The 23,064-nt window shown below is 49.5% G+C and carries 21 protein-coding genes; 8 read left to right on the top strand and 13 right to left on the bottom strand.

What is annotated here, in order from left to right; all coding sequences use genetic code 11:
- Positions 1 to 51: 51 nt before the first annotated feature.
- Together ACYVC2_RS32270 and ACYVC2_RS32265 are read left to right on the top strand one after the other, a co-directional pair.
- Positions 52 to 2,247 carry a hypothetical protein gene (locus ACYVC2_RS32270; RefSeq protein WP_461109865.1) on the top strand — a complete coding sequence of 732 codons (2,196 nt, stop codon included), beginning with the start codon at positions 52 to 54 and terminating at the stop codon, positions 2,245 to 2,247.
- A gap of 53 nt (positions 2,248 to 2,300) precedes the next feature.
- Positions 2,301 to 2,681, top strand: coding sequence for a hypothetical protein (locus ACYVC2_RS32265; RefSeq protein WP_461109863.1), 381 nt, complete (start codon positions 2,301 to 2,303; stop codon positions 2,679 to 2,681).
- A gap of 392 nt (positions 2,682 to 3,073) precedes the next feature.
- Here the strand turns inward: ACYVC2_RS32265 and ACYVC2_RS32260 are convergent, their stop codons facing one another.
- The 6 genes from ACYVC2_RS32260 to ACYVC2_RS32235 form a co-directional block, all read right to left on the bottom strand.
- Entirely contained in the window at positions 3,074 to 3,664 is a 591-nt protein-coding gene (locus ACYVC2_RS32260) for a sugar O-acetyltransferase (protein WP_461109861.1), read from the bottom strand.
- A 24-nt stretch (positions 3,665 to 3,688) separates the two neighbouring features.
- The gene (locus ACYVC2_RS32255) at positions 3,689 to 4,084 is read right to left on the bottom strand and encodes a (R)-mandelonitrile lyase (RefSeq protein ID WP_461109859.1); all 396 of its coding nucleotides are present in this window, start codon (positions 4,082 to 4,084) and stop codon (positions 3,689 to 3,691) included.
- Between the two features lie 124 nt (positions 4,085 to 4,208).
- On the bottom strand, positions 4,209 to 6,449 hold the full coding sequence (locus tag ACYVC2_RS32250; protein ID WP_461109857.1) for a xanthine dehydrogenase family protein molybdopterin-binding subunit: 2,241 nt from the start codon (positions 6,447 to 6,449) through the stop codon (positions 4,209 to 4,211).
- Between the two features lie 3 nt (positions 6,450 to 6,452).
- Positions 6,453 to 7,472 carry an FAD binding domain-containing protein gene (locus tag ACYVC2_RS32245; protein ID WP_461109855.1) on the bottom strand — a complete coding sequence of 340 codons (1,020 nt, stop codon included), beginning with the start codon at positions 7,470 to 7,472 and terminating at the stop codon, positions 6,453 to 6,455.
- Entirely contained in the window at positions 7,469 to 8,134 is a 666-nt protein-coding gene (locus tag ACYVC2_RS32240) for a (2Fe-2S)-binding protein (protein WP_461109853.1), read from the bottom strand. The genes ACYVC2_RS32245 and ACYVC2_RS32240 overlap by 4 nt, the downstream gene beginning before the upstream one ends.
- 47 nt (positions 8,135 to 8,181) lie before the next feature.
- Complete coding sequence (locus tag ACYVC2_RS32235; protein ID WP_461109851.1) at positions 8,182 to 8,682, bottom strand: cyclophilin-like fold protein; 501 nt, start codon at positions 8,680 to 8,682, stop codon at positions 8,182 to 8,184.
- A gap of 233 nt (positions 8,683 to 8,915) precedes the next feature.
- On the opposite strand from ACYVC2_RS32235, the gene ACYVC2_RS32230 reads away from it, so the two are divergent.
- Genes ACYVC2_RS32230 through ACYVC2_RS32220 form a run of 3 tightly spaced genes read left to right on the top strand, consistent with a single transcriptional unit; the run spans position 8,916 to position 11,246 of the window.
- Positions 8,916 to 9,806: a helix-turn-helix domain-containing protein gene (locus ACYVC2_RS32230; protein ID WP_461109849.1), complete on the top strand. Its 891-nt coding sequence runs from the start codon at positions 8,916 to 8,918 to the stop codon at positions 9,804 to 9,806.
- 15 nt (positions 9,807 to 9,821) lie between these two features.
- Positions 9,822 to 10,325, top strand: a complete 504-nt coding sequence (locus ACYVC2_RS32225) for a (R)-mandelonitrile lyase (protein WP_461109847.1) — start codon at positions 9,822 to 9,824, stop codon at positions 10,323 to 10,325.
- 60 nt (positions 10,326 to 10,385) lie between these two features.
- Positions 10,386 to 11,246, top strand: coding sequence for an aldo/keto reductase (locus tag ACYVC2_RS32220; RefSeq protein ID WP_461109845.1), 861 nt, complete (start codon positions 10,386 to 10,388; stop codon positions 11,244 to 11,246).
- A 640-nt stretch (positions 11,247 to 11,886) separates the two neighbouring features.
- Here the strand turns inward: ACYVC2_RS32220 and ACYVC2_RS32215 are convergent.
- A complete protein-coding gene (locus ACYVC2_RS32215; protein ID WP_461109843.1) occupies positions 11,887 to 13,404 on the bottom strand; it encodes a S41 family peptidase in 1,518 nt (505 codons plus the stop codon).
- 888 nt (positions 13,405 to 14,292) lie between these two features.
- On the opposite strand from ACYVC2_RS32215, the gene ACYVC2_RS32210 reads away from it, so the two are divergent.
- Entirely contained in the window at positions 14,293 to 14,724 is a 432-nt protein-coding gene (locus tag ACYVC2_RS32210; RefSeq protein ID WP_461109841.1) for a DUF1801 domain-containing protein, read from the top strand.
- Positions 14,725 to 15,026: 302 nt separating this feature from the next.
- Here ACYVC2_RS32210 and ACYVC2_RS32205 read toward each other — a convergent pair whose 3' ends face one another.
- The 5 genes from ACYVC2_RS32205 to ACYVC2_RS32185 all read right to left on the bottom strand — a co-directional run bounded on the left by ACYVC2_RS32205 (position 15,027) and on the right by ACYVC2_RS32185 (position 18,480).
- Complete coding sequence (locus tag ACYVC2_RS32205) at positions 15,027 to 15,251, bottom strand: hypothetical protein (protein ID WP_461109839.1); 225 nt, start codon at positions 15,249 to 15,251, stop codon at positions 15,027 to 15,029.
- A 193-nt stretch (positions 15,252 to 15,444) separates the two neighbouring features.
- Positions 15,445 to 15,837 (bottom strand): RidA family protein, encoded by a 393-nt coding sequence (locus ACYVC2_RS32200; RefSeq protein ID WP_461109837.1) that lies wholly within the window; start codon positions 15,835 to 15,837, stop codon positions 15,445 to 15,447.
- Between the two features lie 124 nt (positions 15,838 to 15,961).
- On the bottom strand, positions 15,962 to 17,317 hold the full coding sequence (locus ACYVC2_RS32195; RefSeq protein ID WP_461109835.1) for an amidohydrolase family protein: 1,356 nt from the start codon (positions 17,315 to 17,317) through the stop codon (positions 15,962 to 15,964).
- Between the two features lie 106 nt (positions 17,318 to 17,423).
- Positions 17,424 to 17,927, bottom strand: a complete 504-nt coding sequence (locus ACYVC2_RS32190) for a hypothetical protein (RefSeq protein ID WP_461109833.1) — start codon at positions 17,925 to 17,927, stop codon at positions 17,424 to 17,426.
- 49 nt (positions 17,928 to 17,976) lie between these two features.
- Complete coding sequence (locus tag ACYVC2_RS32185; protein ID WP_461109831.1) at positions 17,977 to 18,480, bottom strand: cupin domain-containing protein; 504 nt, start codon at positions 18,478 to 18,480, stop codon at positions 17,977 to 17,979.
- A gap of 321 nt (positions 18,481 to 18,801) precedes the next feature.
- Between ACYVC2_RS32185 and ACYVC2_RS32180 the strand changes: the two genes are divergently transcribed.
- Positions 18,802 to 19,371, top strand: coding sequence for a Crp/Fnr family transcriptional regulator (locus ACYVC2_RS32180; protein WP_461109829.1), 570 nt, complete (start codon positions 18,802 to 18,804; stop codon positions 19,369 to 19,371).
- A 243-nt stretch (positions 19,372 to 19,614) separates the two neighbouring features.
- On the opposite strand, the gene ACYVC2_RS32175 is transcribed toward ACYVC2_RS32180, so the two are convergent.
- Positions 19,615 to 21,231, bottom strand: coding sequence for a sensor histidine kinase (locus ACYVC2_RS32175; protein WP_461109827.1), 1,617 nt, complete (start codon positions 21,229 to 21,231; stop codon positions 19,615 to 19,617).
- Positions 21,232 to 21,663: 432 nt separating this feature from the next.
- Here ACYVC2_RS32175 and ACYVC2_RS32170 point away from each other — a divergent pair, with 432 nt between their 5' ends.
- A complete protein-coding gene (locus ACYVC2_RS32170; protein ID WP_461109825.1) occupies positions 21,664 to 22,902 on the top strand; it encodes a GAF domain-containing sensor histidine kinase in 1,239 nt (412 codons plus the stop codon).
- The last annotated feature ends 162 nt before the right edge of the window (positions 22,903 to 23,064 follow it).

Below are 23,064 nucleotides of genomic sequence, written 5' to 3'. Positions count from 1 at the left end.
CTCTAGTCTTTTCCTACCCACCGCATAGCCCTTTTAACCTAATAAAAACCGATGAAATCAATCTTTGTGCAGTCGTTCCGTTTTCTTTCCGTCGTGATTTGGCTGACGACCGCTTCTGTGTCCCTTGGTCAGACGCCAACCAATTTGCCCCAGCAAAGCGCATCACTCGCTAAGAAATACACCACCAAAGACACGCTCTTTAGCCAGCCGTACGTGGACGTGGATGAGTGGCGGGATAAGCCGGTGCGCCATCGGTACGTGCATGGTGGTTTTAAGGGAACCGACGCTCGTTTCTCATTTTACTTCCCGCCTAATGAAACCTATCAGGGCCACTTTTTCCACTATATCACCCCCTTTCCCGACAACGAGAATTTGTCCCAAGGAGCCTCCGGCGAGGAAGATAAGATCGGCTTTTCCGTAACCCACGGGGCTTATTTTGTTGAAACCAATGCTGGTGGCAAGATCGACTTTGCCAAGCCCCAATCTCGGGATGCCAGCATTGGCGCCTACCGGGCTAATGCGGCATCGGCTCAGTATTCCCGGGTGATCGCGGCCCAACTATACGGGGGTAAGCGTCCGTTTGGCTATGCCTTCGGGGGCAGCGGGGGTGCTTACAGGACCGTGGGTGGCATTGAGAATACGGAGGGGATTTGGGATGGGGTCGTGCCGTATGTACTGGGTTCGCCCATGGCCATTCCCAACGTCTTTACGGTTCGGATGCATGCCATGCGGGTATTGCACGATAAATTTCCTCAGATCATTGATGCCCTCGAACCCGGTGGCAGTGGCGATATGTATGCGGGTTTGAATCCCGAAGAAAAAGAAACCTTACAGGAGGTCACCAAGATGGGCTTCCCACCCCAGTCCTGGTTTGGCTACCAGACCATGGGTATCCATGGGTTTCTGGTACTCTATCAAAGTATTGTCGGCATCGATCGGGCCTATTTCGAGAAGGATTTCTGGAACACCCCCGGCTATTTGGGGGCTGCCGCCCCGGCTTCCCTGCTGAAAGCGCGTATTCAGCAGAAAAGTACCATCAAGGCTGGTGTCAGCAGTGACCAGGCGGTGGCCTTAGGCTTAACGAAATCGATGTCAGCCCAAGACCGGGGCACGGCCGATGCGGCCTGGAAAAGCCTGGGCGGGGTGGAAGGGGCCATGCCCGTTGGGTTTCAGCTGCAAAATGGATTACCTGACATTGACTTTATGGGGGGTGACCTGCTTATTAAAAGCGGTGCTGCTGCTGGTAAGACCCTGCAGCTGACCAAAATTTCGGGGGACAAAGTCGTTCTTGGCCCGGTCGATCCGGCCTTGCTGGCTCAGGTAAAACCGGGGGACAGCGTACAGGTCGACAATTCGAACTTCCTGGCGGTACAAACCTATCACCGGCATCAGGTCCCTGACAAGACCTATCATGTATACGACCAGTTCCGGGATGCCACCGGCAAACCGATCTACCCTCAGCGACCCATGCTCTTAGGGCCCATCTTTACCCAGGGAGCAGCTGGTGTATTGCCGACGGGTAAGTTTAAAGGCAAGATGATTCTACTCGAATCACGTTGGGATCGGGAAGCGTTCGGCTGGCAGGCGGATTGGTACCGGGCCCGCGTGAAGGAGAATTGGGGCGACCAGACCGATCAGCATTTTCGACTCTGGTATACTGACCATGCCCTGCACGGCGATATAGCCATCGAAGATGACCCCACCCGAACGGTGAGTTATCTCGGCGTGCTTCAGCAGGCGTTGCTGGATTTGAGCGCCTGGGTGGAGAAAGGTATCGAACCAGCCGCCACGACCCACTATACGATTGCCGACGGACAGGTTGTTGTTCCCCCTACGGCAGACGAGCGCGGTGGCATTCAGCCGGTGGTCAGCGTACTGGCCAATGGTAGCAAACGAGCCGTGGTAAAAGTGGGGCAAGCGGTTCGCTTTACCGCCGAGGTAGCCGTACCAAAAAACAAAGGTAAAGTCGTGAAGGCGGTCTGGAATTTTGAGGGGTTACCGGGTGGCTTTACCATCAGTGATCTTCATGGCTGGAACTTTGACAGCTCGGATGTCTTCCCCGTACCGGCCCAACTCAAGCCATCCGATAAAACCGGTTCCCATGCCCAGGTGTCGTCTACCTACACCTTTACCAAAGCCGGTACCTACTTCCCAACCCTTCGCGTAGCCGCTCAGCGGGAAGGCGATGCGAAAACCCGGTTTACCCGCATCCAGAATCTGGACCGGGTCCGGGTCATTGTCGAATAGGGACAAACTCCTTCACGTAAGAAAACTGTATTCCATTTTAACTATTAACTGAGATGAGAAACGTACGTATCCTGCTTCTGTTCTTACTGGTTGGGATGGCCCATGCCGGTTTTGCGCAAACGACGACCCCGCCTGATTTCTTCGCGGATAAATGGGAAATCAGTGCCGTCGGAACCCCCGTTGGCGACGTAAAATTTACAACGGATTTAGTCCGCAAGGCGGGTAAACTGACGGGAGACTTGACGAATACGACTGATCCAGGCCAGGCCAAACGCCCCCTAATCCGGGTTGAGGAGACGGGCGAGAAGGTGGTTATGTACTTTGAGTCGTCTCAGGGCGGGGAAGTGCCCATTGAGCTCACCAAAGTGGATGACGATACCCTGAAAGGTACCTTGTCTACGTTCGATGCGACCGCCAAACGCTTAAAACCCTAACGAAAGGTTGACCTGAAGGGGTGAAACCACCCCTTCAGGGACGAGTCAAACAGGCCCTGCTTTCTTAGGCCAATGCCTGATCAATTCGGGTGTATTTGCAGAATCGTACATAAACCCTCATGACTCGCTGACGGCTCTTTTTGATTTCAGAATAGTCGTTAGGTAGGTGGGTTTCGTGAAATCTGATTTCACGAACAACAATGTGAAACGATTTAGTAGCCTAGACACCCCATTTTTAACGTTGCCTTTTTCGTTTCAATCAATTGCTCGTTTGAATGAAATGTACTCAAATGGGCATAAAGTCGTCTTTCAAGGCAAAATAGTGATTGGATGAGGGTTTATGTACGATTCTGCAATGCGACCCAAAAAATGATAAGCCTGCTCGAACATCCTTATAAACTCTTAACGACTCTAGCAGGAACACCGGCCACGACCGCATTGGCTGGTACATTCCGGCTTACTACGGCACCAGCAGCGACTACTGAGTTTTCACCAACTGTCACTCCTGGTAAAATGGTCGCTCCGGCTCCGATCCAAGCATTGCGTTTGATGACAATTGGTTTGGGGATCAGCGTTTGACGATCAGTTGGGTCTAACGGATGGTTTTCAGAGGTCAGATTGACCCGAGGCCCAATTTGCACGTCGTCTTCAATCGTGATGCCGCCAATGTCCAGAAAAGAACAGGCATGATTGATAAAGATGTTTTTCCCCAGCGAAATGGACCGACCAAAATTGGTGTAGAACGGCGGGAAGATTGCTGTCGTGGCATCAATCGGACTGCCGATAATGCTGCTCAATTGAGTACGTACCTGATCAATATCGGTAGCGGTGGCATTCATCTGAACACATAACTGGATAGTTCGCGACACAACGGTAGCAAACTTGTCATACTCCGGATCATCCTTTCGTAAAAGCTCCCCCGCTTTTAGCCGTTCGAAAATGTTAGAACTGGCTACTGGTGAATTGTTTTCAGACTTACTCATCTTTTTTACAGCGTGTTTCTGTAATTACTTTGTATAGTCGCTATCACTCACTTTTTCCATCCAGGTAACTACGTCACCATTCAATTCTTCCTGAATAGCGATATGACTCATGGCTTTCGTGGGTGAGGCTCCATGCCAGTGTTTTTCGTTCGGCTCAAACCAGATTACATCGCCCGGATGAATTTCTTCGATGGGGCCACCTTCGCGCTGCACCCAACCCATACCCGAGATAACAATAAGCGTTTGACCTGCTGGATGGGTGTGCCAGGCGGTTCGGCCCCCCGGCTCGAAGGTTACCAGCGCTCCAGCCCCTTTCGTCGATTCTTTTTTTGAGAACAAGGGATCAATTCGCACCGCGCCCGTAAACCAGGCTTCGGGCCCAATGGCTGATGGCTGCGTTCCATTTTTACTGATGGTCATATTTTTTTAAATTTCGCTCCGTCAATTACTGTGCTGTAATTAGCGAAACCGTTTTTCAATAACGTAGTAAGCTAACTAATCTATGTCCGGTTTTGCTAATACGGTTTATTCCCATCTGTGCGATCTAAACCAACTTTTGCATCACTTTATCCGGGGTAATTGGTAGGTCACGAATACGCTGACCGGTGGCGTTGAAAACGGCATTTGCCACGGCCCCGGCAAACCCAATCAGCGCGATTTCCCCCATGCCTTTAGCACCCATCGGATTGATGATCGGGTCGGGCTTATCGATGAAAATCGTCTCGATAGCCGGTACATCGGCGTGAACCGCTACGTGGTAATCCGCCAGATTGTTGTTCACAAACCGGCCAAATCGATGATCGATAACGGCTTCTTCCGTCAGCGCCATACCAATGCCACCGGCAACTCCACCGATCATCTGACTAGCTGCCGTTTTAGGGCTAACTATCCGGCCTGAATCAGCCACGCTAACGGCTTTGGCTACCCGCACGACACCCGTTAGTGGATTGACACGTACTTGTACAAAATGCACTGAGAAGGAATACATCGAATAATTCTGAATGTCCGGTCCGCCTTTCGAATCTTTCGTTTTATCGATTACCGTTAGGTTATTCGCCCGCATCAATTCGCTTACAGCTACTTTTTTAGCCGGTTCTTTGTCAACCGAAAGCACCCCGTCAGCCAGTGTCAGTTCATCCGCCTGCCGACCGGCCAGCGCTCCTCCGTCTTTACTAGCCAGTTCTATAAGCTCCTGTTTGATGGCGGTGCAGGCATCAAATACCGCCGATCCCACCGCCGAGACAATGGCTGAACCACCCTGTGTAGGCGCTTTCGGCAGCGAGGTATCCCCATATTCTACCTTAATCTTGTCAATTGGTACATCCAGCACATTGTGGGCAATCATCGTCAGCGCCGTTCCTGTTCCTGGCCCAATGTCGGTCACTGCACTTTGCACCGTCAGGGAGCCATCGGCTTTCAGCAGGGCGCGGGCACTGGCCTCCCACCGAAAAGCGTTAAACACGCCGGTACTCATACCATACCCAATCAACCAGTTACCCTCGCGCAAACTACCCGGTTCGCCTTTTCGACTACTCCATCCAATCGCTTCGGCTCCTTTCTGATACGCTTCCTTCAGGTGCTTGCTTGAATACGGTCGGTTATGTTCGGGATCGGTTTCGGTGTAATTACGCAGTCGAAACTCAATGGGGTCGAGATTTAGCTTATGAGCCATCTCGTCCATGGCGGATTCCAGCGCAAAGGCGCCAGTAGCTTCGCCCGGCCCGCGCATCCAGATCGGTACGCTTCGATCAAGTCGGACCAGGCGGTAGCGGGTGCTCACGTTGGGACAAGCATACATGAACTTGGTCATGTTAACGGTCGCTTCGGTAAAGTCCTCATAACTGGCAGTCTCTGCGGTGGCTGCGTGTGCAATGCCAATCAGTTTCCCATCCTTGTCGGCTCCCATTTGAATGGTCTGCACGGTATAAGGCCGGTGACCAACCAATGTAAACATCTGACTCCGATTCACTACCAGTTTCAAAGGGCGGCCAATCTTCCGGGCAATGGCTACCACCGCCATTTCCTGCGGCCAGGTACGTAGTCCCATGCCAAATCCGCCCCCCATGAATTCCGTATGGACATGAATATTTTTTGGGTCGATTTTGAACGCCTGCGCCATGGCATTTTGAGTAGCGTTCACGCCCTGCGTTTTGGCGTAAATAATCAACGTATCGGCACCAGTCCAGTGGGCCAGAATACCGTGCAGCTCCATTGGATTATGCACCTCGATGGGGATGATATAATTGGCTTCTAATGTAACGGGGGCCGTCTGATATGCGTCAGCTTGTCCCCGCGAGTAATTACCGCCATCATTCCCCTTAGGCGAAACACCCTCTGCTACGTGTTTTTGTAAATCGGTACGGGCCGTTTGCTTACTGTATGTCGCTTTAACCAGCGAAGCGGCATAGGTGGCCCGCTCGAACGTGTCGGCCACGACAATCGCAATGGGCTGCCCGTCGAAGAGAATCTTCGGACTACTCAGAATGCGGTACGTTTCTTCCGTCTTTGGTTTAGGGGGCGGTCCATCCGCTGGCCCTCCCACGGGTGCATCCCAGCCCGGAATAGGCGGCATGTTCTGGTGCGTAAACACGCCCAGCACACCCGGTGCACCCTGCGCTCGTTTCGTATCCAGACTAGTGATCGTACCCCGGCCAATCTCGCTGCCGACAATCACACAATAGGCCATGTTGGGTAGCTCGAAATCAGCGAAGTAGTTAGCTCCGCCAGTCACTTTCAGTCGTCCATCAACCCGGTCGATAGGCGGATTTTTCGTATCTTTTGTCATGGATCAGGCGGTTTTTGTGGCCATTTTCAGGGCTTCGACAATCGAGTTAGGAGCCAGTGTGAGTTTAAAATCATTCTCGCCATAGCCTTTGGCCCCAGCCATAGTCAACGTAGCGGCTTGTTTAAAGTTGGCATCCGTGGCTTCTTTGCCTTTTAAAAACTGCTCGGCTGCGGTCAGTCGCCAGGGCTTGTGAGCCACTCCACCCATCGCCAATCGAACATCTTGTATTGTGCTACGTTTCAGGTCGAGACCAACACCCACCGATACCAGCGCAAAGGCATACGACGCCCGGTCGCGAACCTTGAGATAATAAGAGTTCTTAGCAATTTCATTCATCGGCAAATCGACCGACATAATCAGTTCACCGGGACCAAGCGTATTGTCTTTTTGAGGCATGTCGCCGGGTAACCGATGAAACTCACTAAATGGGATTTTGCGATCACCTTTCGGACCTGATACATTCACCGTCGCATCTAGCGCCACCAGCGCAATGCACATATCGCTGGGATGTACTGCAATACATTTTGTACTTGTTCCAAAAATGGCGTGCATCCGGTTAGAGCCGCCGATGGCTCCGCAGCCGGTCGGTCCGTTCGGCTTTCCTTTGTCGGGACCAGCCTGCACAGAACCACGCTTGTTGCAGGGCATCGACGTATCGTAGAAGTAGGGGCAACGGGTGCGCTGCATCATATTCCCGCCCACCGTGGCCATGTTCCGAAGCTGCGCCGACGCACCGGCGTTGAGCGCCATGGATAGCAGCGGAAAATGCTTTTTCACCAACTCGTTATCAGCTACGGCTGAATTTTTGGCCATGGCCCCAATACGTAAACCGGTGCCCGTTTTTTCAATCGACGTCAGGGGTAATTTGTTAATGTCGATTAGCCGCTCGGGAATAATAACTTCCCGTTTCATGAGGTCGATGAGGTTGGTACCACCCGCCAGAAAGTAGGTACCACTTTCTTTCGTGATCGCTGAAATGGCGGCTTTGGCGTCTGTAACTCGCGTAAACTGAAATGGGTTCATACCTTGGTTCCTCCCTTTTTTACATCCATGATTGCATCGACAATGTTGGCATAGGCTCCGCATCGGCAGATATTGCCGCTCATGTACTCGCGAATTTCCTCCGGCGAATCCGCATGGCCTTCCCGTATGCAGGCCACTGCCGACATGATCTGACCGGGCGTACAATAGCCACACTGAAAGCCGTCGTGCTTAATGAAGGCTTCCTGCATTGGGTGCAATCGACCCGTCGATGGTGCGGCATTCCGACCGCTATCACCATTGGCTAAGCCCTCAATGGTTATTACGTTACAACCTTCCGTGGTCATGGCCAACGTTAAACACGAGTTGACCCGCTGCCCGTCAACATGCACTGTGCAGGCTCCGCATTGACCGTGGTCGCAACCTTTCTTGGTGCCGGTCAGATGAAGTTGTTCACGTAGCAAATCGAGGAGCGTAACGCGGGGTTCAATGCTGAGCTGCTGAGCCTTCCCATTGATGGTCAGCCGCAACGGCATCTGCTCAACGGCCAGCGCCACTTTCTCGTGGAGGCCACTGTCAACCGCTGTTAGGGCAACAGGCGGAGTTAGCGCCATGGCAGCCAGTGCGGAGGATTGCTTCAAAAAATTCCGCCGGGACGAATCAGATGGTTCTAATTCATCACCTAAATAGTCATTTTCAGCCATACAGCAGACGATTTAACGTTGATAACTTCGTTCACTACGTATTGGATTTATAACTCCATTTCCAGGGAAACCGTTATAGTTCCAGAGCCCAGGGCGGTAGCAAGGCCCGTTGGGTTATCGATCCGGCCCAGTTTGGTATAGCTGTAGGAGGTCCGAAAGGTTTCATAGAATAGCACCAGCGTATTGGAGCCGTACAGCATCAGATCGCCCGCCTGAATGGTGCCGGGATTGGCGGCATTGGTTGGTAAGTTGGTTGGCAGATCGGCAAATTTTTCATTTCCATTCAACTCCTTCATAGACAGCGTAAGCGGCAACCGGGCTTTGAACGCAGTTATGGTTGGGTTGTTGAGGAGAGTCGCCTGAAAGGTGTGTGAGCCAAACCGAATGCGTAGCCGATTGGACGAACTATCCCGAACGGGGTTCGTATCCGTGCCAGTACTATCCAGCTTAATTGGTTTCTCTTCTGCCATCGGGATATCTGTTTTACAAGCCATACCACCCACAAAAAACAGCAGGAGCGGTAGGAGAAGTGTTCTGTTTAGTTTCATAATCGTCGATGATGACAAGCTTCACTTATAGGCATTTATCCTGATACTCAGCAAATCGTTGGCAAAATTACCGCGTAGCAGTACTGTACCTTTTATACATTTTACGGTTTTACCTACCACTTTTACTGACCTTGGAATGAGTCACAGGTTCCCTCCGTAGATTTGATTAAAAATCGAATGGCACGCGCGGTTAGCCTTAGGTCGGCGCACCGATTGCTGCCAAACCGTAAGCAATGCTAGTCTACGACACGATAAAAAAATACGCGGATACCTTTGGGAACAAAACCCAGCACCCGCTAATCAGTTTGGTCGATTTAAATCTGTCCAAGCCGTTAAAACGGGAAAAGTTTACGCTGAATTTTTATGCCGTTATCCTGAAAGAAACCCATTGTGGAGACATACGGTATGGCAATCAATACTATGACTATGCCGAAGGAACGCTGGTCTTTTTTAGCCCTGGACAGGTCATTACCCATGAGCCCGAAGGCGAAACGCACCAGCCCTATGGGAAGGCGCTCATCTTTCACCCCGATCTGATTAAAGGCACCCCTTTAGGCAAGCAGATTCATGAGTATTCGTTTTTCGGCTATCATTCCCATGAGGCATTACACCTTTCCGATAAAGAAAGGGAGATCGTGACGACTTGTTTCAGCAACATCACTTCTGAAGTGAGCCAAAATATAGATCGTCACAGTAAAGAGCTAATTGTCGCCAACCTGGAATTGCTGTTGAAATACTGCACCCGGTTTTATGATCGTCAATTTATCACCCGCGAACACGCCAATCACGGGATCATTGAGCAGTTTGAGCAGAAACTAAATGATTATTTAACAGGCGAAAAGCTGCGAATCGATGGCGTGCCAACGGTGGCTTACTTTGCTCAGGAGCTTCACCTATCGCCCAACTACTTTGGCGATTTAATTAAAAAGGAAACCGGCAAATCTGCCCTGGAATTCATCCAGCTAAAGCTGATCGATCTGGCGAAAGAGCGGATTTTTGATACCAGCAAATCCATTAGTGAAATTGCCTATGAACTAGGTTTCAAATACCCTCAACATTTTACGCGATTCTTCAAACAACAAGTTGGCGCTACTCCCATCGCCTATCGAAGTGGATTGAATTAGTAAACAGCTAAACTTATGAAAAACGTACGTGCACGAACAGGCTTTATAATAACAATAAGCCTAGCAAGTCTTTACCTGCATCCATGCCAAGCGCAGACGAAAGAAAGCGGAACTAAACGTAGTACGGAGAGCGCCATTTTTCCGAAAGGTGAAAAGGGTCCTGCCCAAACATTTACTGGTACAGTATGGGTTCAGAAATTGGTAGCCGCCGATTCAACGTATCAACTGGCGAGTGGCAGCGTCACCTTCGAGCCGGGAGCCCGCAGCTTTTGGCATTCGCATCCGAGTGGGCAGATTCTGTTGGTCACGGATGGGGTTGGCTATCACCAGTTGAAGGGAAAGCCTCGGGAGATCATTCGAAAAGGGGACGTGGTGAAGTGCCCGCCAAATATTCCGCATTGGCACGGCGCTTCCGCTGACAGTCCCATGACGCACATTCATATCGTTCCTAACACTGAAAAAGGCATTGTTAACTGGCTTCAGGCCGTCACGGATGCGGAGTACAATAGCTCCCGGTAGCTGTACGCTACCGGGAGCGACAGTGAAAACAAGTCCAGTTTACCATAAACATAAAAACTGATGATTTTAGACGAAACCTATACGTTATTGAATGGCGTGAAAATACCAAAACTGGGTCTTGGCACCTGGTTTATCAACAATAAAGCGGTTGTTCAAGCAGTCCAGGATGCGGTAAAAATCGGTTACCGGCATATTGATACGGCTCAGGCCTACCAGAATGAAAGCGGAGTGGGCGAAGGTATCAGAGCCTGTGGCATACCCCGAGAAGAGCTGTTCGTGACCACCAAACTTGCCGCTGAAGTAAAGTCATACGAAGAAGCCTTAGCTTCCATTGATGCCTCTCTGGAACGATTAGGGCTTGAGTATATTGACCTGATGATTATTCACAGCCCCAAACCCTGGGCAGAATTCAGCGGGACTGACCCTTACTTTGACGGGAACCGGGAAGCATGGAAAGCACTTGAAGAAGCCTACAAAGCAGGAAAACTTCGCGCCATCGGCCTGTCGAATTTTGAACAGGCAGACATCGACAATATCCTGAATTCCTGCTCAGTAAAACCAATGGTCAATCAAATTTTAGCGCATATCAGCAATACGCCAGAGGAACTGATCCACTATTGTCAGGATAACGGTATTCTGGTGGAGGCTTACTCACCCATTGGCCACGGCGAATTATTGAAGAATAAACAGCTTGCCGACCTAGCCCAAAAATACGATGTTTCTGTGCCTCAATTAAGTATCCGGTATTGCTTGCAGCTTGGCATGCTCCCACTTCCTAAGACCGCCAATCCAGAGCACATGAAAGCCAACGCCAACGTGGAGTTCGTTATCTCGGAAGAAGATATGGAGGACTTAACGAATATGGAACAAATTGAGCATTACGGAGAGGCTAGCAAATTTCCTGTCTTTGGAGGGAAATAAGTCGATAAAAATTCTTTGATCCTGTTTTAACTTGATAAAGTTTATGCGTAGTTAGGGAGTTTTGCCGCAGTGGCCGGTACGCTGGGGCGAGACCACTGAAACGGACCGATGTGAGCGGATCACTCACGTGTTGGCGTCGCCGTCATTTGCCTCAACCAGAGAATACAGCATTCTCACTTTGATGAGCGTTTAAGGAGATGCATCACTAACAAGTAACCACGTTTTGAGTTACCATTTTAACTAATCAATGGAAACGGATGAAGAACATGTCGATAACCTTTCTGCTAGCGGGGGCTGTCATGGGCCTACTTTTAGTTGTCACGGTAAACCAGGCCCGTACCAACCTGAACCGATCGCTGAAGGCTAAGTAGTTGAGCGGGACGGGGGTGGAGCGCCCCTGCGAGGCCGAGTAGGCAATTCCTCACTTGACTAATAAGAAGCGGAACGTACTGAAAAGGGGAGCATTTTTTGAGAATTTTCTAACGCAATAAAGGTACGCTGAATCGCCTCTGGCACTTCTGGGTCCATATTATCTTACTCGCAGAAGCTGGGCTAGGATGCCATTGGGTAACACCGACGCTTTTCCCAACTCGCAAACTTTAAAAGTGTCCAGCTTATACTTTTCCCTGTTAATCACGGCCTATTGGTTATTGAGTAGCTTCAGGGCAAAGTTCAGTTCGGTATCCACCCCATCAAGCAAATCTTCGATCGTCGGCTCAATCCAATAGTCGGGAAGGACTCCTCTCCCTTTGGTATAGTTTACCGAATTAACCGTTTTGGTTAAGGGCACTTCAATCCGGATTTGTGTATGGGGTAAGGTTAATTTGGCAAAAGATCGCGCCGTAGGCCCTTCCATGGCCCCTCCCGTTTCTTCACCAATAAACACCGCTCGCTGATTCGACTTCAGAAAACTACAGACAACCCCAGCCATCGAGCCCGTAGCTCCGTTGGCCAGCACCAGCAAGTCCCCAGTGTAATGAGCCGCTTTGGGGATTTGCTCCAGCAAAAGGGGCGTCCAGTAGCGGTAATAAGCTGGTTGGGGCCGGTAGTTGCCCGATGCCGTTTTATATACGGTTGAATCGGCTACATACAGGTCTTTTGCGTTGGCTAAATACGGACTTACCTCAGGGAAACCAACATATCGTTTCTCAATGTAGGCAAAATGCCGGTAAGGCTTTTTCAGTAAGTAAGTCAGCAACTCCTCCCCTGTATGGTCTCCGCCTTCGTTATTGCGTAGATCTAGAATCAGGTGAGCAATGTGTTTCCGGTTAAGTTCAGTAAAGACTGCTTGATATAGCGAATCAACGTTTTGCCTGAATCGGCGCCTGTGCCAGCCCAGAAATGAACTAATCTTTAAATACGCTACATCGCCTTTTAAATAGGTAAATGTAAGTGGTTTATTGAGAACCTGCCTTTCCTGATAAAATGTTTGATATTGGTCTGAACTCAGACCAGCTACCACCATGGTTTGTTTGGTTGAGGGTTGATCAATGGGAATATATTCCAGACGAAATGAAGTGGCCTCTTCGACAAAAATGGGATACAGTCTGTCAAATAGGTTCTCCTCCTGGGTGGTCGAGTAATCTTCCAGATGACGGATCTTAAAGGTTTGACTATAGCCATCGGCAGCGATAGCTGGCAGTAATTGGGTTAAGATCGCTTCCATGGGCCGGCCGTTGATCGAAATAAGCTCGGAACCCACTGGAACGGGTGAGGGGGTAAAAGCGCTCTTGGTAATATAAAACCGGCGGTTAATGATCTTGAAGGTAAAGGGAAACCGCTTGGCCTTGTTGAAGTCCTGATTTTTAATATAGTCAAGGGAAAGTCTGGGGATCAGATGCTCATCGTTTAGTCGCCCACAGCAGAGCGCAATCAGTTTATAAAACTCAGCTTCGCTCATGGGCCTATTGAGTAAGCCAGCTTGCTGATTCAGATAGGTGTGGATGGTCATCGAATCGGCATAGCGGTACAGACTCGGATAGGTTGTTTCCAGGGTTTTGCGGAATATCAGAAAATCTTCTTGTAAGAGCTTTGGTAGATATTTTTTTTGGGAAGTCTGATTCCCATCATCTTTCTGTTGAGCCCGCGTATTGATTGATAAAACAAGCAGCAAAACTAGGAGGTGAAATTTCACGCCTGGCAGGACAAGGGGTTTCATTCGTAATACAAATTAGTTCAAGACTCGATGGCTTCCAATCGAGCCGGAAACTGAGTTACTTACAAAAGGTTACAGTGGATTTTCAGCACGAAGCGCGTAATGGGCACTAAACGTGAGAAAAGGGTGCTGGCTAGGGTTTGCCGAAAGGTTGCTCACTCTACTTGATAGCGATTAATCACTTTGTCTCAGGATGGAGCCTTTTTTGAGAATTCGCCTTTTGGGTACTAGTCGGCCTGCCTAGTAGAAAACGCCTATTAGCTGCAGCTTTATATTGACAACATTGCTAAACCAGTAGGTTAAAAATAACTTAACCACCAGTTTTCTTTATGACGTTGTTTGTAAGCAGCAAACTTTTTACAGATTGGATATAACAAACCAATCAAGCTTACCCAAACCACATAAACCAGGGTCGCATTGCAGAATCGTACATAAACCCTCATCCAATCACTATTTTGCCTTGAAAGACGACTTTATGCCCATTTGAGTACATTTCATTCAAACGAGCAATTGATTGAAACGAAAAAGGCAACGTTAAAAATGGGGTGTCTAGGCTACTAAATCGTTTCACATTGTTGTTCGTGAAATCAGATTTCACGAAACCCACCTACCTAACGACTATTCTGAAATCAAAAAGAGCCGTCAGCGAGTCATGAGGGTTTATGTACGATTCTGCAATGCGACCCAATGATAGCCTAAAACGCCCTCATTTTGTCGTAATTACCCCCTAAGACCAAGATCAGTATAGTTAATTTTGTCGTCAATCGTAACCACGATCACACCACTTGACGCTTAGGCCGACTCGTTTATTATTAAGCCTAGCACCGACCTGCCTAACCATAAACCCAACCTTGACCAGGTAAAGTAGCCACGCCCCACGGGCGATTCCCGATGAACACACAAGAACAAATCCAGGCCTATATCACCAACCAAACTGAACCAAAACGCACTGATATACAAACATTGCACCACCTCATACAGCGTGTGATGCCAGCGGGGAAGTTGTGGTTCTCGGATGGAAAAAACAGCGACAATAAAACGGTGTCTAATCCGTCCATTGGCTATGGATCACGTACAATAACCTACTCGGATGGAAAAACCAAAGAGTTTTATCAAGTAGGTATTAGTGCGAATACCACTGGCATCTCGGTCTATATCCTTGGCCTTGACGATAAGCAGTACTTAGCGCAACGGTTTGGTGAAACGATTGGCAAGGCGAGCGTGAGCGGCTATTGCATCAAGTTTAAACGGCTGAGCGATATATACCTGGATACACTTGAAGCAGCCATACGAGCCGGGATTGAGATGACAAGTGAAGAGTAAGTTTCAACCCTCAATCTTAGAAAAACGCTACCCGAATTGAGACGAAAGCGTAGCCGTTATGAATATACGTCATGAATAGGAAATTTCGTGAGTCGGTATTTAGACTGACCCGTTCTGAAAGAAATAAATGGCCATCAGATGTGTTTACGTAAATGCAAGCCCGATTGCCACAGGGAGCCTGTGAATGCCATGGTATTGCGGTATAAACTACGAGTAAAGCTACTAATTTCACGCGAGTCAACAGACTACAAGCCGCCATCCAGCAAGCGGGCTACGATCCGGCCCACATTGCCCAGCCAAATTCATCCCCACCGTCGGAAAGTAATACTAAACAGCAAACTGCCAAAAGCTGCTACCAAAAAAGGAAAGGGCATATCAAGCCAGGTAAGCCGTTCATAGCGTATCCGCCCTTCAAGATTGTAGCGCTCGAATAGGTCAATAACCTCCGCGGGCTGGTAGCCTGCCAACCGAAATTCGAGTTTAGCCTGACCCCCGGCGAGCGCATCTAACTGGTGGCCTTCCTGCATGAGTCAGAATACGTTGAGACTATGTAACCCGAAAGCAATACTCGTGTGACGAACTGTTGTCCATCGGCCGAACTAACATAGCAGATTTAGTCGCATAAAAGTAATGGGTTGTCGAGTTGATCGCTATGACTTATAGTGCTACAGAAGCATGCTGCTACCTTAGATGGGCAGCAGCATGGGCGTACGAATCAATTTAGCCGACGACAGTTGCTTCGATTTCAATGGTCAACTCCGGAAAGGCCAGGGCTGTCACCTCTACTAAGGTACTAGCTGGCATTATGCCATATGCGCTCAACCAGGCGACAACGGCACCGTAAGCTCCGAAGAAATCCGGTATGGACGTCGTATAAAAGTTTAGCCGGACAATGTGGGCCGGATCGTAGCCCGCCTGCTGGATGACGGTTTCCAGATTTTGCAGACTCGCTTGCAATTGCTCACTCAGACGGCCGCCCAAGGGTTTTCCGTCCGCGTCTAGGGCGGCCTGCCCGGAGCAATAAAGCGTTTGCGAATGGTGCTGAACCGATACGGCTTGGGCGTAGCCAAAGTTGGCCTGCCACTGCCAGGGATTGATTGGGGTAAGATTCATTGTCTTGTTGGTTTTAGCTTATACTAGGAAAGGAAAAAGTGGGTAATGAACGTCAAGATGTTCAGGGAAGAACGAACTGTTTTTATACCTGATTTCGCTTAAACGTAGTGGCTATCGGCGTGACTCAGACCTGCGCCAAACTAGTCATCAAGGCTTTTTCCAGCAGATATCCTGCCGTTTTCTTCGCTTGCTGTTTCAAGCTGGCTAAGTTTGGATAGAGTAGTCGGCCATGTCGTTTGACCGCTTGGCCCGCCACAAATACCGAATCGATGTTGGCCACACTGGCCTGTGAGACAACGGCCGCTATGGGGTTGCTCATCGGCGAAAGATTCAGCGCATCGGTATTTACCAGCAGTAGGTCAGCCTGTTTGCCCGCTACCAGCGAGCCCGTTTTGCGATCCAGGTGTAAGGCTTTGGCTCCGTTTATGGTACCCCACCTCAACGCATCGGCCATCGTCAGCGCTATCGTCTGGGGCATTTGGCCAGCCCGAAGATGTGTGTCGTTGGCCAGCGCCCGTTCCGTTTGCAGGGCTATCCGCATTTGGGTGAACAAATCACCACTCACGCCCGAAACCACATCAACACCCAGCGACGGTTTCAATCCAGCCGCCAAGGCCTTACCGGTAGCCGGAAAACCCAGCCCCATCTGCATCTCTACTTCTGGTGTAATCGATAGCGAACAACCGTGGTCGGCTAAAAGCTTGAAGTCGTCTATCGACAGAAAATTGCCATGAGCGAAATTCAGGTCAGGGCCTAACAAGCCCGCCGAGGCTAGCTTAGAAACCGCCTGGTACTTATCGGCGAACGTACCACAACCGACATGCATCGAGATGGGCAGGTTCAGCCGTCGAGCCAGGTGTATATCCTGGGCGGCTACGTCGAAAGCGGAATATTCAGGCCCGCGAATCGCCATAGCCGGGGTAACCAGTTGATCAGCTGAGCTAAAATGCTGCTGGCAAAGCCGCTCAATATCGGTCGGATGGGTACGTTGACTTTCGTAAAACCATTCCCAAACCGATGTACCCGGTGTTCCGTAGCCGAAAACGGCTCGAATACCGGCCTCTTTCAGCCCGGCAATGGCGCTATCAGCATGGTCGGGGGTATTCATAATGTGTGACCAGTCGAATAGGGTGGTTACTCCCGCATCCAGGGCTTCTAAGGCCCCCAGCAAGTTGGCGGTATAAACGTCCTGCGCCCGAAAGGATGCGGCTAGTGGTCCTAACACATGCTGCAGGTATTCCATTAGGAAATAGTCGCCAGCGGTACCACGCACTACGCTCTCCCACAGGTGGCGATGGGTATCGATGAAGCCGGGCATAATGATTTGGTTGCTGGCGTCAATTCGCTCACAATCATCGGCGTCAATACTGGGCTGGATCGCCGTAATTCGGTCGCCGGTCAGCAGTACGTCGGCGCGTTCGTAAATGGTTTGCTGCTCATCCATCGTAATGACGCAGCCGCCTGTTAAGAGGACTTTCATTAATTTCAACGGAGTTGTGTGTTTACGTATTCAAATGATTGGTTTGGGCAAAGACAGCCCGGCTGGCTCGTTAAAGCCAGAAAAGCGAATGCATGGCTGGTGAATGTTAGAGAGATCGGGCGTGCTGAGTGATCCACTCTTCGGCCTGGACCAAACTCTCGACCAGAATGGTAGGCACCTGCCAGGACTTCTGCTGCTGTAAAGCGACTGATGACATTCTGGAAAACAGGTCGGGTGAGGTAATACTGAGGTTGTACCGCAACCCAGCCTGGTAGCAGCGGGGAAACATGTCGGTATTAATCCAGTCGACGACGCCAATCCAGGCCCCTTCGATCTCCTTAGTGTCATGAACGTGAACCCGGCATTGCTTCTTCAGGCCTTCATTCAGTTGCCAGGCCATCATTTTTAGTGATGCTTGTTTGACTTCGTCTTCGGTTGAATAGCCCACCCATTTCATGAGCAAGTAGTTTTTAGTCGGCTCGTAGCTCAGTACCGCGTAAATCTCGCCGGCCTGATTTTTTATTTTTTCGAGGGTTACCACCTGGTTGATCGCTGCTGGGTTAAAAGTACGAAAAATCAGGTTCGTCGATAACACCGGTCGGGTATCCATAAAAAGAAGTCGGTTTGAGGTTGACAGGGTACTCACTACAGGCTGCTGGCTACTTTTCCGATTGAGGGAAATAAAAGGTTACCTTATGCTCCGGTGCCCGTTCGAGAAAATCCCTGGCGTCGAGGTTGGGAAAGTCGGGGACCTGGTTTAAATCAGGGACATCCTCAGCAGAATGTACGGGCTTGCCGACGGCCCGAAAATACGCTTCCAGTTTACCCGGTGTGGCCATGGTTAACAGTTTACCGGCAGTTGTGCCCCTGTTCCGGTAGGTATGCAAGGCCTGGCTGGGAATATGAATAGCGGCTCCCGTAGTGGCCTGAATCGGCTGGCTGAGATCATGGAGGAAAAATTCAAACGAGCCATCGAGCACGTAGAACACTTCTTCATCAGGGTGGCTGTGGGGTGGCGGACCAGCCAGGGGTGGGACCGTCTCTTCCCAGACACTATACTTGCCGGCTGTTGCCTGCGAAGGAACCAGCAACGTAATCAATGTGGTCAGCACGAATAGCTGCTCGTGGGATTGGGGTAAGGCGGTGTTAGTGAGTGTGTTCATGGTGTTTTTGTGTTTTGTTGGGGCAAAGTAAAGGCTGACAATCGCCTTTCGCATTTGATTCAAATCACAAAAACAAACGGGAGTAAATTTTTTTAAGTACGTTTCTCTGTCATGATTCTTTAATCCAATACGTTCATAATGAGCAAGTAGCATTGTGGACTACTGGTTACTTCTCAATTAGTACAAGCTAAAGCTCAGTTCAAGCGTCTTTTCTACCAAGTCATCCAGCCAGCCATCTAATTCGGCTCAGTGAGGACTTATTTTTACCCCATCCTGCCTGCGGTTGATTCTCCAAATAAGTAGAGCGAAAAACGAGTGTTTATGCGCGTATTATTCAACATTGAGCGACTTATTAATCCATCGGCAGCGGAAAAAGCAGCCCTAGAAAACGTACTACATACGCGCCTGTTGAAAAAGAATGAACCATATTTAAAGGCGGGTGACGTCTGCGATCGGATCGCTTTCATTGAAAAAGGGTCGGCCCGGTGTTATTATCAGCTTGAAGACCGGGAGGTTTGTAAGGATTTCATTTTTGAAAACGGTCTGCTGGGTTCCTTTGCCAGTTTCTTTTCTCAGGAACCATCCATGCTCCATATCGAAGCCCTGGAAGAGACGCAGGTCATCGAGTTGTACTATGAGGATGTATTGAATCTATACGATCATTTCCCGGCCTGGCAGAAGTTAGGACGCATCATTGCCCAGGATCAATTTGTTCGGTCCGAAAAACGGGAAGCTGCTTTTTTAAAAGATCACCCTGAAGTCCGATTCCGCTCGTTGGTGGCGGAACATCCAAAAATCTTTAAGCGGGTTCCCTTGCAATACATAGCCAGCTATCTGGGTATAACCCGAGAAACCCTGAGTCGGTATCGTAGTAAACTAAGAACCGTTTAACTTTCGGTTGACTAAAGAGGGCAAGCGTTTATCGAGTTGTCTTCCTACCCTCGATCGGTTAATATTATTGAATCGATACTCAGGGATTCTCAAAAAAACGCTCCCAACAGAGACGGAGAAGTATCTGTAATTTGGGCGTTTTAAAAGATGCTAAACTCACATTGGTTAGTGGGCCTATTGATAGGCGGCCAGTCGTGTTGCCTGAAGGGCATCGCAGGCGGCAAAGTGCTGGGTGTAAAATGGCTAGACTGTAACCGGAAGATAAATGGTAAAAGTAGCCCCCTGGCCAGGCCGACTACTGGCCGTGATGGCCCCCCCATGATTAGCCACCACCCGTTCACAGATGGCTAGGCCAATACCCGTGCCGGCAAACTCATTCCGGCCATGCAACCGCTGGAAAACCTCAAAAATGCGGTCCACATACTGCTCATCAAAGCCAATGCCGTTATCAGCCACCTCAATCCGGTGATAGTGTTGAACCGCTCGAACAGGGTTCACCGGTACGGGTAACTCGCTTACCAATAGGGTGTGCGCAGTGATACGAATAACGGGCGCAACCATGGGCTGACGAAACTTCAGGGCATTACTGATCAGGTTTTGAAATAGTTGGGTGAACTGAGTCTTATCGCCCTGAATGGTTGGTAAAGGCGCTACGGTTATCGTGGCATTCGTCTCCGCGATTACTAAATCGAAAGTCGTTAGTACCTGCTGAACGATCTCTTTCAACGGTACTAGCTCATCACTAATTTGCCGGGCCGAAAGTCGGGAGTAGGCCAACAGATCCCGAATCAGGGTAGCCATGCGGCTGGCGGCTACTTGCATCCGGTCAATGTAGTCACTGTCGCTCGCCGATAAGGAGCTTTGACGGGCCTTGAGTAGATCCCCAAACTGCTGAATCTTGCGAAGCGGCTCCTGTAAGTCGTGCGAGGCTACATAGGCAAACTTTTCCAGGTTCGTATTGGACCGGATGAGTAATCGATTCGCCTCGGCTAATTCGTCATTAGCCACATGTAACGCCTGAGTTCGCTCATCGACGAGTTGTTCGACTTTTTTTCGCTGCGTGACCTGAAACGTATTTTCCAGCACCCACACCGCTACTTTTTGGACCCTACCGGCTCGATCTTTTAGCGGTATGTAGGCGAACGTAACATAAATGGTTTCTGGCTGGCCATGACGGATGAGCACCATTTCGACCTCATTGGCATAATAGGCTTCTCCCGTTTCCACGACCTGGTTGAGGGCCGGTTCATAATACGAAGCTACTTCCGCAAAGGGTTCCCAGTAGTGTTTACCCATAATGACTTCATAAGGCTTGCCGGCCACCTCCAGAAACGAGTCATTGACACTTTCGGCCACTAAATCCGGTGCATTCAGCAGACAGATCCCAATGGGGGCTTGCCGTACCATTTCCCATAAAATCTCTTCGCTGTCTTTTATTTGTTGCTTATCCATCACTTGCTGGGTGACCTCTTGGGCGACACCCGCGAAACGCAACAGTTCACCGGCTGGCGTGAAGTAGCTTTGCCCCCAAAAGCGGACCCAGCGAAGGAGGCCATCATCGGCCCCTATGGTGCGATACGTCACATCATAGGCGCCACCAGAAGCCGGGTTTTGTGCCCATTCTACCGCCTGCGTCACGCGAGTCACATCCTGGGGATGAATGTAGTGGATCGCTTGCTCGAAAGGCAATTGATTATCGGTCGCCAAGCCGAATAGCGCTCGGCATCGGTCATCCCAGAGCACCAGGTTGGTGAGGGGGTCTAGCTCCCAGACGCCCAGACCAGCCGATTTAAGCGCAAAGTTTATATCCAGCCGCTCATTAAGGGGTCGGTTGTCAAAAGGCGGATGGGGGTCAGTCATTGAAGGCGGGTCGCTAGGTATCCATCGAAACGACTAAAATAAGAACAGAAATGTTCAAGTGTTGCCAATGTTAGCCAATGATCGTTATCTAAAAGTGACTAAGCGATCAGGGCTTTGTATAAGACAAAGCGTAGGGGTAGGATTTTAAGGATTGGGCGTAACGCCAAGCCGATGTATTGAATCAGTCTTACCCCGCACGGGTAAGGCTAAAGATTTTACCACCTACATGAAACTGGTTTATTTATCAATAATGTGAGGTTACTAGAACTGTCGTCCTTTGACTGTACCCTCAGTTTTTAAATCTCACAATTGCTCCCGCTTGACAGGAAATAACCTTCTTGGATTTATTACGTAATTGGGATGTTTTTAGATAGTGCCCTAGTTTAAACTAACAGCCCTATTAATCAGTACCTTTGGTAATAATCCTACCCCATGACTTATACAGATACGGAATTAGCCAAAGATATTGATCGCGTTAAGCGAATACCTATTGTGCCTACCTTGCTTGACGTGATCTGTGAGACAACCGGCATGGGCTTTGCGGCGGTGGCTCGCGTCACCCAGGACCGATGGATTACCTGTAGTGTGCGTGATGATATTCAATTCGGGCTCGTTCCGGGAGGAGAATTGACCGTCGAAACAACCATTTGTGATGAAATTCGGGATTCGCATCAACCTGTCGTTATCGATCATGTGCAGGAAAATGCGCTGTTTTGCTCCCATCACACGCCGGCCATGTATGGTTTTCAAAGTTATATTTCCTTTCCCATTATGCTGAAAACAGGTGAGTTTTTTGGTACCCTGTGCGCGATTGATCCCAAACCGGCCCAACTCGAAAATACCAAGATTAAAGGCATGTTTGCGGCATTTGCTGACTTGATTTCGTTTCATTTGCAGCAAGTTGACTTGCTCGAACAGAGTGATCATGCGGTTGAAAATTTGAGCCGCCAGCTGACCCAATCGGCGGATGAAAATCGGCAGTATCGGCATATTTCCAATCACAGTCTCCAGGAACCACTCCGAAAACTCAGGCTCTTTAGTAGTATGTTAGTGGAGGCTGTTCGGAAAAAAGATGCCGACAAAGCCGAGTTGTTAGCGGAGAAAATCAATGCGGGAGCGGAAAAGTTTTCGACGATGATTAAAGACTTATCCGACTTTTCGATCTTAGATGATGAGGATGGCTTGGTTGAACGAACGGATGTGAATGATGTTGTCGCTGCGGTATGCGCTCAATTAAGTCCACTGTTCAAATTGAAGCAGGCAACGGTGGATGTTGGGGTCTTACCGTCCCTACCTGCTATACCTCAACAACTGGAAGTTCTCTTCTATCATCTGCTGCATAACGCCATCAAATTCGCTAAAAAAGAGGTTCCCCTGCATGTATCGATTCGCAGTCAGGACTTTGTTCAACCGGCGTTAAACCATCCCTTGCCATCAGGCAATGAAACTCGTTACGTCGAAATTCGGATAGCTGATAATGGTGTCGGTATTGAGAAGTCCCAGCTTGAAAAGATTTTCGACTTATTCTCTCCATTATCCCATAGCCAGCAAGGAGAGGGCTTTGGGTTGGCCTATTGTCGTAAAGTAACCCAAAATCATCAGGGACTGATTCGTATTCAATCCGAAGTTGGTCAAGGGACTATCGCTTCGGTGATTTTACCTATTTTTTAATAACGCTCTCTCACCTGCCCAAAATAGTTTTGACAAACGCATGATGAAGGTGGTCCGTTTGTCCAATGAGGTTTTCGGACTTCGAGAAGTAAAGTACGAAAAGAACTTGCTCGCTGACAATCGGTTATTGATACTATCGTCTCACAATTCGATCCTACTTGA

It is taken from the genome of Spirosoma koreense, assembly GCF_054777875.1.
Note: the sequence above shows the minus strand (reverse complement) of the source record. Positions and strands in the feature narration are given on the sequence as shown.